This is a genomic window from Aeromicrobium sp. (genome assembly GCF_023146395.1).
Lineage (GTDB): Bacteria > Actinomycetota > Actinomycetes > Propionibacteriales > Nocardioidaceae > Aeromicrobium.
This window is the reverse complement of the sequence record NZ_JAGLCD010000012.1, coordinates 22,515-38,893: the sequence shown is the minus strand read 5'-3', so window position 1 is coordinate 38,893 and position 16,379 is coordinate 22,515. Positions and strand designations below refer to the sequence as shown.

The following is a 16,379-nucleotide window of genomic DNA, read 5'->3' as shown; positions in this document are numbered from 1 at the left end:
GCCGCGCGCCTCAGCTGAAGACGACGGTGCGCGGGCCGTTGAGCAGCACGCGGGACTCGGCGTGCAGGGCCACGGCCCGCGAGAGCGTGCGGGCCTCGACGTCGCGGCCCACCCGGGCCAGGTCGGCCGGCGTCATCCGGTGGTCGACGCGCTGCACCTCCTGGTCGATGATCGGACCCTCGTCGAGGTCGGCCGTCACGTAGTGGGCCGTGGCACCGATCAGCTTGACGCCGCGGTCGTGCGCCTGGGCGTACGGACGAGCTCCCTTGAAGCTCGGCAGGAAGCTGTGGTGGATGTTGATCGCGCGGCCCGAGAGCGCGCGGCACAGGTCGTCGCTGAGGATCTGCATGTACCGCGCCAGCACGACGAGCTCGATGTCGAGCTCCTCCACCAGGCGCAGGACGCTGGACTCGGCGGCCGGCTTGTCGCCGGACGGCACGTGGTGGAACGGCACGTCGTAGGCGGTCGCGAGCCGCTCGAGGTCACGGTGGTTCGACACGATCGCCGGCACCTCGATCGGCAGCGAACCCGTGCTCTGGCGGTACAGCAGGTCGTTGAGGCAGTGCCCCTCCTTCGACACCATGACCAGCGTGCGGGTCGGTCTCCCGGCCGCGACGAGCTGGAAGTCCATCGCGTGATCGGCCGCCACCGACGTGAACGACTCGCGGAGCTCGGCGACCGGACGGGGGTGGTCGAAGTGGACCCGCAGGAAGAACTCCCCGTCGGCGGTGTCGGTGAACTGCTGGCTGTCGAGAATGTTGCCGCCCGACTCCGCGATCCAGCGCGAGACGGCAAACACCAGGCCCGCCCGGTCGGGGCAGGTGAGGGTCAGGACGATCGTGGACGTCATCGGTGGCAGGGTCCTCGCGTGTCAGAGTCGGTCGATGCGCTCGAGCAGCACGCCCTCGCGCAGCGCCCAGGGGCAGATCTCGAGCCGTTCGAGACCGAACAGGCTCATCGTGGCGTCGGCGACCAGGGCTCCCGCGAGCAGCTGGTGCGCACGGTCGGCCGAGACCCCGGGCATCTGGGCGACCTCCTCGACCGTCAGCTCGCGCAGCTTGTCGACGAGGGTCACCAGGTCGGCGTGGGCCAGCGAACGGCGCACGAAGCGGCCCTCCCCCGACGGCGCGGCACCGCAGACGCGGGCCAGCGACCGGAACGTCTTGCTCGTCGCGACGGCGTGGTCGAACCCCCCGGCCCGCAGGATCGGACCGGCACCCGAGGCGATCTCGGCCCGCACGTGACGGCGCAGGTCGTCGACGTCGCGTCCGGCCTCGACCCAGTCCCGGGTGAGCCGGCCGGCGCCCAACGGCAGGGAGTAGGCCACGTCGGGGCTCTCGTCGGCGCCGGCGGCGATCTCGAGGGAGCCGCCCCCGATGTCGAACACGCCCATGCGCCCCGCCGACCAGCCGAACCAGCGACGCACCGCCAGGAACGTCAGGCGTGCCTCGTCGGCCCCGGCGAGCACCTGCAGATCGAGCCCGGTGGCCGCGTTGACCTCGGCGATGACCGCCTCGGCGTTGCTGGCCTCGCGCACCGCCGAGGTGGCGAAGGCCATGACCTCGGAGCAGCCCTGGTCCTCGGCCACCCGCTTCGCCTCCTGGCAGAACTCCACGAGGCGACGGACGCCGTCGGGCGTGACCGCGTCGTCCTCCAGGTGCTCGGCCAGCCGCAGCGGCTCCTTGTAGGAGTAGGCCGCGACCGGCGGCCCCCCACGGAAGGCGTCGACCACGAGGAGGTGCCCCGTGTTCGAGCCGATGTCGAGAACGCCCATGCGCATGCCCGCCATCGTCCCACGCGCTCGGCTCGCGAACGGGCCGCCCCGACGTAGAGTGGCCGGCACCATGCCCGAAGTCGACCTCGGTTTCCCCCGCTCCTGGGTGGAGTTCCCCAATCCGGACGACCCGTCCGAGGTCTTTCGGTGCGACCTGACCTGGCTGACGTCCCGCTGGACCTGCATCTTCGGCAACGGGTGCCCTGGCATCTACGCCACGAGCCCCGAGGCCGGCTGCTGCACGCTCGGCGCCCACTTCGCCGACGAGGAGGACCACGCCACGGTTGCCACGTTCGTCGACCGGCTGACCCCCGAGCGCTGGGAGCGCCACGACGACGGAACGGCCCACGGCTGGACCGAGCGCGACGAGGACGGCGAGCTCAAGACGCGCGCCGTCGACGGCGCCTGCATCTTCCACAACTCGCGGGACTTCCCCGGCGGCTACGGCTGCGCGCTGCACGGCCTGGCCCTCGAGGAGGGGCGCGAGCCGCTCGAGGCCAAGCCCCAGGTCTGCTGGCAGCTGCCCCTGCGCCGCCAGTTCCGCGAGGTCGATCCCGGCGACGGCGAGGAGTACACCGAGGTCACGATCGGCGAGTACGTGCGGGCCGGCTGGGGCGCCGGCGGCCACGACCTCGACTGGTACTGCTCCTCCAACACCGACGCGCACGTCGGCGCCGAGCCGGTCTACCGGTCCAACCGTGCCGAGCTGACCGCACTGATGGGCGCCGCGGGGTACGCGGAGCTGGCGCACCACTGCAAGGCGTTCGAGGACGCCGGACATCCCGTGCCCCACCCGGCGTCGGCGCGTCCCCAGCATCAGCGCCAGCCGTGACTTAGGCCACCCTGAGAAATTTCGGCCCGGTCGCTCGGGCGACACTGGCGGCATGCATCTCGACCACGTGACGTTCGCCGTGGGGCCTCATGGGCTCGACGCCACGACGGAGAAGCTCGGATCCCTGCTCGGCTCGACGTTCCTGGACGGCGGGGTCCACCCCCGCTTCGGCACGCGCAACCGGATCCTGCCGCTGCGCAACCGCCAGTACCTCGAGGTCGTCGAGGTGCTCGACCACCCCGCCGCCGACAAGATGGCCTTCGGCCAGGTCGTCCGGGCGCGGTCCGAGGCTGGTGGCGGCTGGCTGCACTGGTGCCTCGCGGTCGAGGACCTCGCTCTGGTCGAGGAGCGCATGGGCCGTCACGCGGTGCCCGGCAACCGGCACCGGCCCGACGGCTTCAACCTCGAGTGGCACCAGATCGGCACGAGCTCGATGAAGGCCGATCCGCAGCTGCCGTACGTGACCCGCTGGGACATCCCGGCGGACGAGCACCCCTCCCAGGCCGCCGCCTCGGACGTGGAGCTCGTGCAGATGGAGATCGCCGGCGACCCCCAGCGCGTGGCCGACTGGCTCGGCGAGAACGTCTTCGACGCCCTGGAGTCGATCAAGGTCGACTGGGCCGCCCCCAACGGCATGCCGGGCATCCTCGCCGCCACGTTCCGCACGCCCCACGGCGACGTCCGCATCTGAGGATTCGTTTCCCCGCGCCATGGCGGTTCGGCGCCGCGTCTCTTGAGGACAAGCGGTCACGGACCACGTACCTGGGTGCGGTCGCCGGTCCGGGCGCCCGCAGGCGGCGAGTTACGGAGTTCACTCGGCAGACCGTGACTTAGCACGGCACCTGTGCCGTGGGATGTCACCGTCCTCCGTGCCACGTCCACTGAGCCGCGCGCCGGCCTCCGGCGTCAGTCGTCCCCGCGGCTCATGGCCGGGCGCTCCTCGGCCCGGCCAAGGTGGCTCGCCGGCTCGAACGAGTCCGCGTCGGCCTCGCGCCAGTCGCGACCCCACCCCGTCGGTGGCGCGGTCAGCAGCTGCTCAGGCTCGAGCCACTCGAAGAGCTCCTGGTAGGTCTGGGTGACCTGCGGGTCGACCCGGCGGAAGAGCTTGCGCGGACTGAGCTGGTCGAAGTCGTCCAGGCCCATCGAGGCGATGATCTGCCGCGCCGAGTTGACGGTCTTCTCCTGGTACTGGAAGACCCGCTCCTTCTTGTCGGTCACGACCAGCCCGCGAGCGCGCTGCGGGTCCTGCGTCGCGACGCCGACCGGACACGTGTTGGTGTGGCACGTCTGCGCCTGGATGCAGCCGATCGCAAACATCATGGCCCGCGCCGCGAGCGTGAAGTCGGCGCCCTGACAGATCCGCTTGACGATGTCGATGCCGGTCGCGACCTTGCCGCTGGCGCCGATCCGCACCTGCCCGCGCAGTCCCACGCCGACCAGCGCGTTGTGCACGAACATCAGGCCCTCGGTCAGCGGCATCCCGACGTGGTCCTCGAACTCGACCGGCCCCGCGCCCGTGCCACCCTCGGACCCGTCGACGATGATGAAGTCCGGTGCGCTGCCCGATGCGACCATGGCCTTGCAGATCGCCAGGAACTCCCGCCGCGAGCCGACGCACAGCTTGAAGCCGACGGGCTTGCCGCCGCTCAGGTCGCGCAGCCGGTCGACGAACGCGATGAGCTCCAGCGGGGTCGAGAACTCCGGGTGCACCGGCGGTGAGACGACGGTCGTGCCGACCGGCACCCCCCGAGCCTCGGCGACCTCGGCGTTGACCTTCGACCCGGGCAGCAGCCCGCCGAGCCCGGGCTTCGCGCCCTGCGAGAGCTTGATGTTGATGGCCTTGACCTGATCCAGCGTCGCGCGCGCGGTGAACGCGTCCGGATCGAAGCGACCCTCCGGGGTCCGGCAGCCGAAGTAGCCCGAGGCGACCTCCATGATCAGGTCGCCACCGTGCGCCGTGTGGTGCCGGGAGATCGACCCCTCGCCCGTGTCGTGCGCGAACCCGCCGAGCGCCGCCCCCCAGTTGAGCGCCTCGATCGCCTGGCCCGAGAGCGACCCGAAGCTCATCGCCGAGACGTTGAGCAGGGCGATGTCGTACGGCTTCGTGCAGCGAGGGCCCCCGAGACGGACCCGGGGCTGCGGGGTGTCGGGCTTGGGGCGGGCCCGCATCGAGTGCGCCACGAACTCGTAGCCCACGGCGTTGACGTCACGCTCGGTCCCGAACGGCTCGTCGCCGTGGTTGCCCTTCGCGCGGTCGTACACGAGGTCGCGGGTCTCCCGGTCGAACGGCGTTCCCGCGGTGTTGGTCTCGACGAAGTACTGCTGGATCTCCGGGCGGATGCGCTCCAGCAGGAAGCGCAGATGACCCACGACCGGGTAGTTGCGCGTGATGCTGTGCTGGGTCTGCAGGAGGTCGAACACGCCGACCAGGCCGAGGCCCGCGGCCACGAGGCCGATCACGGCGAGAAGCCAGTGGCCGCTCGTCACCCCGACCGTCACGGCGGCGACGCCAGCACCACCGACGACCCCCACCACCAGCGCGCGCTTCACCTCGCCAGCATCGCATCGCGCCGGCGGGCGTGCACACCGCCACACCCCCACGCCCGTGTCGGCGTCCGCGCCTACGCTGGCCCCCATGGCGACCACCAAGGCGACCAAGCCGGCCCGCCCCACCTACCGCTGCAGCGAGTGCGGCTGGACCGCCTCGAAGTGGGTCGGCCGGTGCGGCGAGTGCCAGGCGTGGGGCACCGTCGACGTCGCCGGGAGCGACCGCGCGGCCGGACGCACGGCCGCGGCCGCCGTCAGCCGGCCGGCCGTGCCGATCGGCGAGGTCCGCTCCGAGGACGCCCGCGCCGTCACCTCCGGCATCGCCGAGCTCGACCGCGTCCTCGGCGGCGGGGTCGTGCCGGGCGCCGTGCTGCTCATGGCCGGTGAGCCGGGCGTCGGCAAGTCCACGCTGCTGCTCGAGGCCGCCGCCTGCTGGGCCCGCGCGGGCCGTCGCACCCTGTACGTCTCGGGCGAGGAGTCGGCGGCGCAGGTGCGGCTGCGGGCCGAGCGCACGGGTGCCATCACCGACGAGCTCTTCCTCGCGGCCGAGACCGACCTCGGCGCCCTGCTGACCCACGTCGAGCAGGTCAGGCCCAGCCTGCTGATCGTCGACTCCGTCCAGACGATCGGCTCGGCCGACGTCGACGGCGTCCCCGGGGGCGTCACGCAGGTGCGCGAGGTCGCGGCCGCGGTGATCGGCCGCGCCAAGGCCGATCACATCGCCACCCTGCTCGTCGGTCACGTCACGAAGGACGGCTCCGTCGCCGGTCCCCGCGTGCTGGAGCACCTCGTCGACGTCGTCCTGCAGTTCGAGGGCGACCGCACGTCCCGCCTCCGCCTGCTGCGCGCGGTCAAGAACCGCTTCGGCCCCGTCGACGAGATCGGCTGCTTCGACCTCACCGGCACCGGCATCGTCGAGGTGCCCGACCCCACCGGCCTCTTCGTGTCACGGCACGAGCAGCCCGTCGCGGGCACGTGCGTCACGGTCACGATGGAGGGTCGCCGGCCGCTGCTGGCCGAGGTGCAGTCGCTCACGGTGCCCGCCACGGCCGGTGGCAACCCGCGTCGCACCTCCAGCGGGCTCGACGGCTCCCGGGTCGCCATGATCCTGGCGGTGCTCACGAAGCACTGCGGCCTGCAGGTCCAGCAGTCCGACGTCTACACCGCCTCGGTCGGTGGCGCCCGGCTCTCGGAGCCGTCAGTCGACCTCGCCACCGCGATCGCCCTCGCCTCGGCGGTCCGCGACAAGCCCTGCCCCTCCGATCTCGTCGCGATCGGCGAGGTCGGGCTCGCCGGTGAGGTCCGTCCGGTGCACGAGCTCGCGCCGCGGCTGCGCGAGGCCGCCCGCATCGGGTTCAAGCGCGCCATCGTGCCCGCCGGCAGCGACCTCACGGGTCTCGACGGCGTCATCAGCGTCGCGGCCGTGGGCGACGTGGCCACCGCGATCCGCGCCGCGCTCGCGTGACGGGCTCGCCCTGGTCCGCGGTGGTCGTCACGCCCCTACACTGAGCCCGTGCCGAACACCCCTGACCTGCGGACCGTCCTGGCGTCCGTCGCGCCCGGCACCGAGCTGCGCGAAGGTCTGCAACGCATCCTGCGCGGTCGCACCGGCGCGCTCATCGTGATCGGCCAGGACAAGCAGATCGACGCCCTCTCGACGGGCGGCTTCGTGCTCGACGTGCCGTTCTCGGCGACGGGCGTGCGCGAGCTGGCCAAGATGGACGGCGCGATCATCCTCGACGCGAACGCCCAGCGCATCCTGCGCGCCAGCGTCCACCTGATGCCCGATCCCAGCATCCCCACCGTCGAGTCCGGCACGCGCCACCGCACGGCCGACCGGGTGGCCCGGCAGACCGGCCTGCCCGTCATCTCGGTGTCGGCGTCGATGCACACGATCGCGGTCTACTCCGGCGAGGTCCGCCACGTGCTCGAGGAGTCCGCGGCCATCATCGGCCGCGCCGACCAGGCCCTGCAGACGCTGGAGCGCTACCGGCACCGCCTCGACGAGGTCGCCGACTCGCTCTCGGCCCTCGAGATCGAGGACCTAGTCACGGTCCGCGACGTCGCCCAGGTCGCCCAGCGCCTCGAGATGGTCGACCGCATCGCCCGCGAGATCGACGCATACGTGCTCGAGCTCGGCGTCGAGGGACGCCTGCTGGCGCTGCAGCTCGACGAGCTCGTCAGCGGCGTGCAGAACGAGCGCGAGCTCCTCATCCGCGACTACATGCCTCGCGGTCGTCGCGCGCGCCCCACGGCGCAGGTGCTGACCGATCTCGAGGCCGTCGACGCCCCCGACCTGGTCGACCTGGGCCGGATCGCCCGGGCCATGCGCATCGGCACCGACGACACCCTCGACGCACCGCTGTCACCGCGCGGGCACCGCATGCTCGACCGCGTGCCGCGCATCCCGGCCACCGTGGCCGAACGGGTCGTCGAGCACTTCGGCTCGCTGCAGAAGCTGCTCGCCGCGAGCGTCGACGACCTCACCCTCGTCGAGGGCGTGGGTGAGCTGCGGGCCAAGAGCCTGCGCGAGGGGCTGTCCCGCCTGGCCGACTCCAGCATCCTCGAACGCTACGTCTGAGCGTCAGCCGACCGGCACGGCCTCGGGGTCGGCCTCGGGGTCCGTGGCGGGGTCCGGCGACGCGGGGTCGGTGGCCACCGGGTCCGGCGCGGGGGGCGGTGGCGCCGGCGCCAGCGCGAACGTGACCTCCCCCGGCTCACCGCCGAGCGTGCCGAGCTTGAGGGTGTACTCCCCCGCCGCCACGTACGCCTCGGTGTCGGAGCACCCGGCACCCGAGACGCGACCGTTCCAGGTGGCGGTCGTGACGGTGGCCCACTCCGGGCTGAGCGAGACCGGCGTCGACAGGATCGAGGTCCGGCAGGACGTCGAGTCGTAGACGGGACTGCTGCCGTCGTCGATCACCACGACGAGCTCCGAGGCCGATGCCTCGAGGACGCAGGCCGTGCTGGACGAGGTCGAGATCGTCAGGGCCACGGTGACATCGGCCCCGGCGGTCTGGTCGGCGGGCACGCTCGGCGTGATGCGCACGGTCTGCGGGTCGCACGCGCTGTCGCCGGTCGTGAGACTCGCGGGAACCGTGCCCTCGGGCATCTCGGAGGCCTCGGTGGGGGCCGGCGTCGGCGACGACGCAGGGGCCGAGGAGTCGCCGGAGTCGCCAGCGCCCGTGAAGGCGCGCACGAGGAGCCAGACGACCAGCACCACGCCCAGCACCCCGGAGACCAGGATGAGGCGACGGCGCCGGTAGACCTCAGGAGGCAGCGGACGACTCACCCGGTCACGGTATCGGTCATGGCGGGCGTGACAGGATCGACCCGCCATGACCCCGTCTGCCGAATCAGCGACCACCGAACCGAGGGATGCCGCCGACCTCCACGCGCGGATCGGCGCCTGGTTCGAGGTGCACGCCCGCTCCCTGCCGTGGCGCACCGACCCTCGCCCCTGGCCGGTCATGGTCTCGGAGTTCATGCTGCAGCAGACCCCCGTGGTGCGGGTGCTGCCGGTGTTCGAGACCTGGATGACGCGGTGGCCCACGCCGGCCGCGCTGGCCGAGGAGCCGGTCGGCGAGGCGGTGCGCGCCTGGGGTCGCCTGGGCTACCCGCGCCGCGCCCAGCGCCTGCACGCCGCCGCCGCCGCGATCGTCGAGCGCCACGGCGGTGAGGTCCCGGGCACGTACGAGGACCTGCGGGACCTGCCGGGCATCGGCGACTACACCGCGGCCGCGATCGCCTCGTTCGCCTTCGGCCGGCGGCACGTCGTGCTCGACACCAACGTCCGCCGGGTGCTCGTGCGCGTGGCCGAGGGACGGCAGTACCCGCACACCTCGGTCACCAAGGACGAGCGCGCGCTCGCGACGTCGCTGCTCCCCGACGAGCGGGCCGACCGCTGGGCCGCGGCCACGATGGAGCTCGGCGCGGTCGTGTGCACGGCCCGGGCCCCGCGGTGCGAGGCGTGCCCCGTCGCCGACCTGTGCCGCTGGCGCCGGGCGGGCCACCCCGAGCACGACGGGCCGACTCGCCGCGGTCAGGCCTGGGCCGGCACCGACCGGCAGTGCCGTGGCCGCCTCCTGGCGGTGCTGCGCGAGTCCGCCGATCCGGTCCCGAAGGCCGAGCTCGACCTCGTCTGGGACGACATCGGCCAGCGCGAGCGCTGCCTCGACTCGCTGATCGACGACGGCCTCGTCACGCCCCGGCCCGACGGCACCTTCACGCTGTAGCCCCTCCCGGCCCCAGATCTGCTGGCCAATCCACCCTTTCCGCACGGGCCACCGGTGGATTGGCCAGCAAATCTCGGCCTGCCGGTGCGACGAGGCCCCCGCACCCTGAGGGGTGCGGGGGCCTCGGTCGGTCAGGCGCTGCGGATCACTCCGACGTGCCGGCCTCCACCGCCAGGGGCTCCTCGCCCTCGGTCAGCTCCAGGTCGGCCTTGGCCGTGCCGGTGAACGTGAAGGTCGCGCTCGGGCCCTCGCCCTCGACGTCGACCAGCACGATCTGGCCGGCCCGCAGCTCGCCGAACAGCATCTTCTCGGCCATCGTGTCCTCGATCTCGCGCTGCACCGTGCGGCGCAGCGGACGCGCACCCAGGACCGGGTCGAAACCACGCTTGGCCAGCAGGTCCTTGGCCGGCTGCGTGAGCTCGATGCCCATGTCCTTGTCGGCCAGACGCTTCTCGAGCGACGCGATCATCATGTCGACCATCGCGATGATCTGGTCCTGCGTCAGCGGCGGGAACACGACGATCTCGTCGACGCGGTTCAGGAACTCCGGACGGAAGTGCTGCTTGAGCTCCTCCGAGACCTTCGCCTTCATCTTGTCGTACGAGCCCTGGACGTCCGACGCCTGGCTGAAGCCGAGGTTGACGCCCTTGGCGATGTCACGCGTGCCGAGGTTCGTGGTCATGATGATGACGGTGTTCTTGAAGTCGACCATGCGGCCCTGGCTGTCGGTCAGTCGACCTTCCTCCAGGATCTGCAGCAGCGAGTTGAAGATGTCCGGGTGGGCCTTCTCGACCTCGTCGAACAGCACGACGCTGAACGGCTTGCGGCGCACCTTCTCGGTGAGCTGGCCGCCCTCCTCGTAACCGACGTAGCCCGGAGGCGCACCGAACAGGCGCGCGACCGTGTGCTTCTCGGAGTACTCCGACATGTCGAGCTGGATCAGGGCGTCGTCGTCGCCGAACAGGAAGTTGGCGAGCGTCTTGGACAGCCACGTCTTGCCGACGCCCGAGGGGCCGGCGAAGATGAACGATCCGCCCGGGCGACGCGGATCCTTCAGACCCGCACGCGTGCGACGGATGGCCCGCGACAGCGCCTTGATGGCCTCGTCCTGACCGATGACGCGCTTGTGCAGCTCGTCCTCCATGTTGAGCAGTCGCGTGGACTCCTCCTCGGAGAGCTTGACGATCGGGATGCCGGTGGCCAGGGCCAGGACCTCGGCCACGAGCTCCTCGTCGACGACCGCGACGGCGTCCATGTCGCCGGCCTTCCACTGCTTCTCGCGCTCGGCCTTGGCCGCGATGAGCTTCTTCTCCTCGTCGCGCAGGGAGGCAGCAGCCTCGAAGTCCTGCGAGTCGATCGCGCCCTCCTTGCGGCGGCGCACGTCGGCGATCTGGTCGTCGAAGTCCTTGAGGTCCGGCGGCGCCGTCATGCGACGGATGCGCAGGCGCGAGCCCGCCTCGTCGATGAGGTCGATCGCCTTGTCCGGCAGGAACCGGTCGGTGACGTAGCGGTCGGCCAGGTTGGCCGCCGCGACGAGAGCCTCGTCGGTGATCGTGACGCGGTGGTGCGCCTCGTACCGGTCGCGCAGGCCCTTGAGCATCTCGATCGTGTGCGCGACCGAGGGCTCCGGCACCTGGATGGGCTGGAACCGGCGCTCGAGCGCGGCGTCCTTCTCGAAGTGCTTGCGGAACTCGTCGAGCGTCGTGGCCCCGATGGTCTGCAGCTCGCCGCGGGCCAGCATCGGCTTGAGGATGCTAGCGGCGTCGATCGCGCCCTCGGCGGCACCCGCACCCACGAGGGTGTGGATCTCGTCGATGAACAAGATGATGTCGCCGCGGGTGCGGATCTCCTTGAGGACCTTCTTCAGGCGCTCCTCGAAGTCACCGCGGTAGCGCGAACCGGCCACGAGCGCGCCGAGGTCGAGCGTGTAGATCTGCTTGTCCTTGAGCGTCTCGGGCACGTCGCCACGGACGATGTCCTGGGCGAGGCCCTCGACGACCGTGGTCTTGCCGACGCCGGGCTCGCCGATCAGCACCGGGTTGTTCTTGGTGCGTCGCGACAGGACCTGCATGACCCGCTCGATCTGCGTCTCGCGACCGATGACCGGATCGAGCTTGCCCTCGCGAGCGGCCTGCGTGAGGTTGCGGCCGAACTGGTCGAGGACGGTCGAGCCCTGCGGTGCGGACTCCTGCGGCGCGCCGGCCGTCTCGGCCTCCTTGCCCTGGAAGCCCTGCACGAGCTGGATGACCTGCTGGCGCACGCGGTTGAGATCGGCGCCCAGCTTGACGAGGACCTGGGCGGCGACGCCCTCACCCTCGCGGATCAGGCCGAGCAGGATGTGCTCGGTGCCGATGTAGTTGTGGCCGAGCTGCAGCGCCTCGCGCAGCGACAGCTCGAGCACCTTCTTGGCACGCGGCGTGAAGGGGATGTGGCCGCTGGGGGCCTGCTGGCCCTGGCCGATGATGTCCTCGACCTGCGCACGCACGGCCTCGAGCGAGATGTCGAGGCTCTCGAGAGCCTTGGCGGCAACGCCCTCGCCCTCGTGGATCAGGCCCAGGAGGATGTGCTCGGTGCCGATGTAGTTGTGGCTGAGCATGCGCGCTTCCTCCTGCGCAAGCACGACCACACGACGGGCCCGATCGGTAAATCTCTCGAACATGGCGTCCCTCCCGGTGTTGGGCTGTCCGTCCAGTCTACGGGCGGACAGGTCCTGTGCAGACCGCTGTCCGCACACCTAGACAACTGGACCACGGGGGCCGGTGTTCCCCGCGTTCGCTCTCGGCGTACAGCGGCGCCCCCGGGACGATCGTCGTGACGACCGTGCCGGGGCGCCGCCGTGGCCCGGTCAGGCGTCGAGATCGGCCTCGACGAGGTCGGCGATCGCGGTGAGCGCCGCCTCGTCCTCGGACTCCACCGTGACGGCGTCGCCCTTGGCGGCCCCGAGCGTCATGATGAGCAGCGCCGAGCCGGCGTCGACGGGCTCGCCGCCGGCCGTCGCGAGCGTCACGGGGGCCGACTGGGCCGCCGCAGCCGCGGCGATCGTCGCGGCCGGTCGGGCGTGCAGGCCGACGGCGGAACCGACGGTCACGGTCTTGCTGGGCATGCTGTCTCCTTCTGCGGGGCGTCGGCCGTCAGGCGTTCGCGGGGACGGTCTCGTGCTCGTACTCGAACGCGGCGTCGGTGCGGTCGTGTCCGAGCTGCTTCAGGGCCGTGACGGCCAGCGCGCTCACGAGCGTACCCACGACGATCGCGGCGAAGAACCAGAACACGTGGTCGATCGCGAAGAACACGAACACGCCGCCGTGCGGGGCCGCGGAGGTCACGCCGGCGGCCATCGAGATCGCCCCGGCCGTGGCCGATCCGAGCATCATCGACGGGATGACGCGCAGCGGGTCGGCGGCGGCGAACGGGATCGCGCCCTCGGAGATGAACGCGGCGCCGAGCAGCCAGGCCGACTTGCCGTTCTCGCGCTCGGCCGGGGTGTACAGGCTCGGGCGCAGCGCGGTCGACAGTGCCATGGCAAGCGGCGGCGTCATGCCGGCGATCATGACGGCCGCCATGATCTTGACCTCCGTGCCGCCCGAGGCGATCGCGTCGGCCGTGAGGCCGGTCGTCGCGAAGACGTAGGCCGCCTTGTTGACCGGACCACCGAGGTCGAAGGCCATCATCAGACCCAGGATCACGCCGAGGATCACGATCGAGCCGCCCGAGAGACCGTTCAGCCAGTTCTCCAGGCCCGTGGACGCATCGGCGATCGGACGGCCGAGCACCAGCAGCATCAGCAGGCCTGCGACGATCGTCGTGACGAGCGGGATGATGACGACCGGCATGAGTCCGGCGAGCCAGCGCGGGGCCGGCCGCTGGGCGAGGAAGCTCGCGATGAGTCCGGCGATCAGGCCACCCGCGATGCCGCCGAGGAACCCGGCGCCGATCTGGTTGGCCAGGAAGCCCATCACGAAGCCGGGCGCGATGCCCGGGCGGTCGGCGATCGCGTAGGCGATGTAGCCGGCCAGCGCCGGCACCAGGAAGCCGAACGCCCAGGACCCGAGCAGGAAGATCAGCGCGCCGAGGTAGGTCAGCAGGGGCGTGTTCCAGGCGGCGTTGGTGCCCGCCTCGGGCAGGTTGAAGAGCGTGTTGTCGGCCAGGATGTCGTTCGCCCGCTCGGTGATGTCGTACCCCGCGAGCAGGAAGCCGAGCGCGATCAGCAGACCGCCTCCGGCGACGAACGGGATCATGTAGCTGACGCCCGTCAGGAGCCACTGGCGCAGCTTGAAGCCGACTCCGCCGCCCTCGACCTGGTCCGCAGCGGTCTCGACCGATCCGCCGACACGGCGGGCCCGGGGATCATTGGCGGCGGTGCGCGCCTCAGCCAGCATCACCGACGGCTCGTTGATCGCGCGCTTGACGCCGCTCACGACGACGGGCTTGCCCGCGAACCGGCTCTCGTTCTTGACGCCCACGTCGGTCGCGAAGATCACGGCGTGCGCGGCGGCGATCGTCGCGGCCGACAGCGGCGTGCTGCCGGAGGAGCCCTGCGTCTCGACCTGGAGGTCGATGCCCTCGTCGGCCGCGGCCTGCGCGAGCGAGTCGGCCGCCATGTAGGTGTGGGCGATGCCCGTGGGGCAGGCCGTGACCGCGACGACCTTGAAGGTGCCACCGGCGGACGCGGCGTGCCGCGGCTCGGCGGCGGTCGGCTGCGCAGGCGGGGTGGACGGGGTGGACGGGGTGGACGGGGTGGACGGCGCAGCCGCGCCGGCTCCCTCCGCGGGCGCGAGCACCCCGTCGACCAGGGCGACGACCTCGTCGGCCGTGGTGGCGGCGCGCAGGGCGTCGGTGAACTCGGCCCGGACGAGCGCGCGAGCGAGCGACGACAGGAGCTTGAGGTGCTCGGTGCCGGCGCCGTCGGGCGCGGCGATCATGAACACGAGGTCGGCCGGGCCGTCGGGCGCCCCGAAGTCGGCCTTCGGCGCGAGGCGGGCGAACGCCAGGGTCGGCTCGGTGACGGAGGTCGACCGGCAGTGCGGGATCGCGATGCCGCCCGGCAGGCCCGTGGCCGACTGCGCCTCGCGGGCGAGCGCGTCGGCCGTGAGGCCGTCCGCCTCGGTGGCCCGACCCGCGGCGGCCACGCTGGCCGCCAGTCGGGCGATGACGTCGGACGCCTCGGTGCCGAGATCGGCGTCGAGGCTGACCAGGTCCGCGGTGATGAGTGATGACATGACAGTCCTTCAGGGGTGCTGCGGGGTGGGGGTGGTGGACAGCTCGCGGGCGTGCGGCGCCTGGAGGGCGGCGACGTCCGACGGACGTGGGGGCGTGGAGCCCGGGAGGGCAGCGGCGGCGCTGCCGTGGAGCACGGCGCTGACGAGCGCCGAGGGCGCGTCGGCGCCGCGGGAGTCGGCGATCAGGTACCCGGCCAGCGCCGAGTCCCCGGCACCGACCGTCGAGAGCGGCGTGATCGGAGGCGAGGTCGCGAACCAGGTGCCCTCGGCCGTGGCCAGGACGGCACCGGCCCCGCCGAGCGTGAGGAGCACGATCGCCGGGCCCCGCTCGGCGCGCAGCCGCTGGGCCAGCTCGCCGGCGAGGCGCGGATCGGCCTCCACCGCGTCGGCGTCGCCGCCCAGCAGGTCGACGAGCTCGTGCGCGTTGGGCTTGACCAGGTCGGGGGCCGTGGCGGGATCGCTCAGCACCGCCGCGAGCGGATCGTCGGAGGTGTCGACCGCGACCCGGGCGCCGAGCCCGCGCAGTCGTGCGGTGAGATCGCGGTACCAGTGCGCCGGCACGCCCGACGGCAGGGAGCCGCACAGCGCGACCCACGCGGCGCCGACCGAGGCGCCCAGGACGGCGCGGACGAGGTCGTCCAGCTCGGCCGCGCCGAGCTCGGCGCCCGGGGCGTTGAGCTTGGTGGTGGTGCCGTCCGGCTCGGCGAGCGTCAGGTTGACCCGGACGCGCGGGGCCACCGGCGTCGCGACGTGGGGCAGGCCCGTCTCACGGACCGCCGTGACGAAGGAGTCGTGGTCCGCCGCGGGGAAGACCGCCGTGACGGGCTGACCTGTGGCCGCGACCGCGCGGGCCACGTTGACGCCCTTGCCACCGGGCTGGTCCAGCGGCGCTGCCGTGCGGGCGACGCCACCGCGCTCGAGCGGCCCGCCCAGCGTCAGCAGGCGGTCGATCGCCGGATTGGCGGTCACGGTGACGATCAGGCGCGGCAGGTCCGTGCGGGCGGCGGTCATGCGAGCACCACCTCGATCCCGGCGTCGCGCAGGCGGGCGACGGCCTCGGCCGGTGCCGCGTCGTCGGTCACGAGCACGTCGACGTCGTCGAGCGTGGCGAACGTGACCAGGAAGTCCGTGTCGAGCTTCGTGGCATCGGCCAGCACGACGGTGCGACGGGCCGCCGTCACGACGGCTCGCTTGACCGCGGCCTCGGCGAAGTCGGCGGTCGTCAGGCCCCGCTCGGGCGAGATGCCGTTGGCGCCGATGAAGGCGACGTCGGCGCCGACCTGCCCGTAGGCCTCGACCGTGGCCGAGCCGACGGCAGCACCCGTGGCGTCGCGGACGTGACCGCCGAGCACGTGCAGGTCCATCGACGTGGCGCGGGCGAGCTGGGCGGCCGTGACGACTCCGTGGGTGATCGCGACGAGCGAGAGGTCGGCCGGGAGGTGATCGACGAGGGCCGCGGTCGAGGTGCCCGCGTCGACGATGATGCTGCCCCCGGCATCGGGCAGGTAGGCCAGCGCCGCCACGGCAATGGCCTGCTTCTGGCCGGCCTGGCGCGTCTCGCGCTCGACGAGGTCGAGCTCGACAGCCTGCACCGACGTGCGGGCCACGGCACCGCCGTGGATCCGTCGCGCGACCCCGTGCCGCTCCAGGGCGGCCAGGTCGCGCCGGACGGTCTCGCCGGACACCCCGAACTCCTGGGCCACGTCGATCACGCTGACCCGGCCGTCGGCCCGGAGCTTGCGCGCCAGGGCGGTCCGTCGTTCGGCTGCGTACAC

14 protein-coding genes are annotated in these 16,379 nt (G+C 72.4%); 5 read left to right on the top strand and 9 right to left on the bottom strand.

The annotated features are described in order from the left end of the window. Nucleotides 1-10 precede the first annotated feature (10 nt). Both purU and KAG51_RS10020 read right to left on the bottom strand, forming a co-directional pair. Entirely contained in the window at nucleotides 11-850 is an 840-nt protein-coding gene (gene purU / locus KAG51_RS10025; protein WP_290583213.1) for a formyltetrahydrofolate deformylase, read from the bottom strand. Between the two features lie 21 nt (nucleotides 851-871). Then, nucleotides 872-1,780, bottom strand: a complete 909-nt coding sequence (locus KAG51_RS10020) for a Ppx/GppA phosphatase family protein (protein ID WP_290583211.1) — start codon at nucleotides 1,778-1,780, stop codon at nucleotides 872-874. 64 nt (nucleotides 1,781-1,844) lie between these two features. Between KAG51_RS10020 and KAG51_RS10015 the strand changes: the two genes are divergently transcribed. Both KAG51_RS10015 and KAG51_RS10010 read left to right on the top strand, forming a co-directional pair. Next, complete coding sequence (locus tag KAG51_RS10015) at nucleotides 1,845-2,606, top strand: hypothetical protein (RefSeq protein WP_290583209.1); 762 nt, start codon at nucleotides 1,845-1,847, stop codon at nucleotides 2,604-2,606. 52 nt (nucleotides 2,607-2,658) lie between these two features. After that, complete coding sequence (locus KAG51_RS10010; RefSeq protein ID WP_290583207.1) at nucleotides 2,659-3,297, top strand: VOC family protein; 639 nt, start codon at nucleotides 2,659-2,661, stop codon at nucleotides 3,295-3,297. 215 nt (nucleotides 3,298-3,512) lie between these two features. On the opposite strand, the gene KAG51_RS10005 is transcribed toward KAG51_RS10010, so the two are convergent. Next, complete coding sequence (locus KAG51_RS10005) at nucleotides 3,513-5,156, bottom strand: FMN-binding glutamate synthase family protein (protein WP_290583205.1); 1,644 nt, start codon at nucleotides 5,154-5,156, stop codon at nucleotides 3,513-3,515. Nucleotides 5,157-5,241: 85 nt separating this feature from the next. On the opposite strand from KAG51_RS10005, the gene radA reads away from it, so the two are divergent. Continuing rightward, the gene (radA, locus tag KAG51_RS10000) at nucleotides 5,242-6,618 is read left to right on the top strand and encodes a DNA repair protein RadA (protein ID WP_290583203.1); all 1,377 of its coding nucleotides are present in this window, start codon (nucleotides 5,242-5,244) and stop codon (nucleotides 6,616-6,618) included. A 48-nt stretch (nucleotides 6,619-6,666) separates the two neighbouring features. Continuing rightward, nucleotides 6,667-7,734 carry a DNA integrity scanning diadenylate cyclase DisA gene (disA, locus tag KAG51_RS09995; protein WP_290583201.1) on the top strand — a complete coding sequence of 356 codons (1,068 nt, stop codon included), beginning with the start codon at nucleotides 6,667-6,669 and terminating at the stop codon, nucleotides 7,732-7,734. Nucleotides 7,735-7,737: 3 nt separating this feature from the next. On the opposite strand, the gene KAG51_RS09990 is transcribed toward disA, so the two are convergent. Further along, a complete protein-coding gene (locus tag KAG51_RS09990) occupies nucleotides 7,738-8,445 on the bottom strand; it encodes a hypothetical protein (RefSeq protein WP_290583199.1) in 708 nt (235 codons plus the stop codon). A 46-nt stretch (nucleotides 8,446-8,491) separates the two neighbouring features. On the opposite strand from KAG51_RS09990, the gene KAG51_RS09985 reads away from it, so the two are divergent. After that, complete coding sequence (locus KAG51_RS09985; RefSeq protein ID WP_290583197.1) at nucleotides 8,492-9,388, top strand: A/G-specific adenine glycosylase; 897 nt, start codon at nucleotides 8,492-8,494, stop codon at nucleotides 9,386-9,388. Between the two features lie 145 nt (nucleotides 9,389-9,533). Here the strand turns inward: KAG51_RS09985 and KAG51_RS09980 are convergent, their stop codons facing one another. The 5 genes from KAG51_RS09980 to KAG51_RS09960 all read right to left on the bottom strand — a co-directional run bounded on the left by KAG51_RS09980 (nucleotide 9,534) and on the right by KAG51_RS09960 (nucleotide 16,379). Continuing rightward, complete coding sequence (locus tag KAG51_RS09980; protein WP_290583195.1) at nucleotides 9,534-12,047, bottom strand: ATP-dependent Clp protease ATP-binding subunit; 2,514 nt, start codon at nucleotides 12,045-12,047, stop codon at nucleotides 9,534-9,536. Nucleotides 12,048-12,233: 186 nt separating this feature from the next. Beyond that, entirely contained in the window at nucleotides 12,234-12,491 is a 258-nt protein-coding gene (locus KAG51_RS09975; RefSeq protein ID WP_290583193.1) for an HPr family phosphocarrier protein, read from the bottom strand. Between the two features lie 28 nt (nucleotides 12,492-12,519). Next, nucleotides 12,520-14,604, bottom strand: coding sequence for a fructose-specific PTS transporter subunit EIIC (locus KAG51_RS09970; RefSeq protein WP_290583191.1), 2,085 nt, complete (start codon nucleotides 14,602-14,604; stop codon nucleotides 12,520-12,522). Between the two features lie 9 nt (nucleotides 14,605-14,613). After that, nucleotides 14,614-15,615: a 1-phosphofructokinase family hexose kinase gene (locus KAG51_RS09965; RefSeq protein WP_290583189.1), complete on the bottom strand. Its 1,002-nt coding sequence runs from the start codon at nucleotides 15,613-15,615 to the stop codon at nucleotides 14,614-14,616. Beyond that, on the bottom strand, nucleotides 15,612-16,379 hold the full coding sequence (locus tag KAG51_RS09960) for a DeoR/GlpR family DNA-binding transcription regulator (protein ID WP_290583187.1): 768 nt from the start codon (nucleotides 16,377-16,379) through the stop codon (nucleotides 15,612-15,614). Before KAG51_RS09960 ends, KAG51_RS09965 begins: the two co-directional genes overlap by 4 nt.

Coding starts and splice junctions, on each gene's coding strand:
- purU (WP_290583213.1), bottom strand. CDS start 850: ATGACGTCCACGATCGTCCTGACCCTCACCTGCCCCGACCGGGCGGGC.
- KAG51_RS10020 (WP_290583211.1), bottom strand. CDS start 1,780: ATGCGCATGGGCGTTCTCGACATCGGCTCGAACACGGGGCACCTCCTC.
- KAG51_RS10015 (WP_290583209.1), top strand. CDS start 1,845: ATGCCCGAAGTCGACCTCGGTTTCCCCCGCTCCTGGGTGGAGTTCCCC.
- KAG51_RS10010 (WP_290583207.1), top strand. CDS start 2,659: ATGCATCTCGACCACGTGACGTTCGCCGTGGGGCCTCATGGGCTCGAC.
- radA (WP_290583203.1), top strand. CDS start 5,242: ATGGCGACCACCAAGGCGACCAAGCCGGCCCGCCCCACCTACCGCTGC.
- KAG51_RS09985 (WP_290583197.1), top strand. CDS start 8,492: ATGACCCCGTCTGCCGAATCAGCGACCACCGAACCGAGGGATGCCGCC.
- KAG51_RS09980 (WP_290583195.1), bottom strand. CDS start 12,047: ATGTTCGAGAGATTTACCGATCGGGCCCGTCGTGTGGTCGTGCTTGCG.
- KAG51_RS09975 (WP_290583193.1), bottom strand. CDS start 12,491: ATGCCCAGCAAGACCGTGACCGTCGGTTCCGCCGTCGGCCTGCACGCC.
- KAG51_RS09970 (WP_290583191.1), bottom strand. CDS start 14,604: ATGTCATCACTCATCACCGCGGACCTGGTCAGCCTCGACGCCGATCTC.
- KAG51_RS09965 (WP_290583189.1), bottom strand. CDS start 15,615: ATGACCGCCGCCCGCACGGACCTGCCGCGCCTGATCGTCACCGTGACC.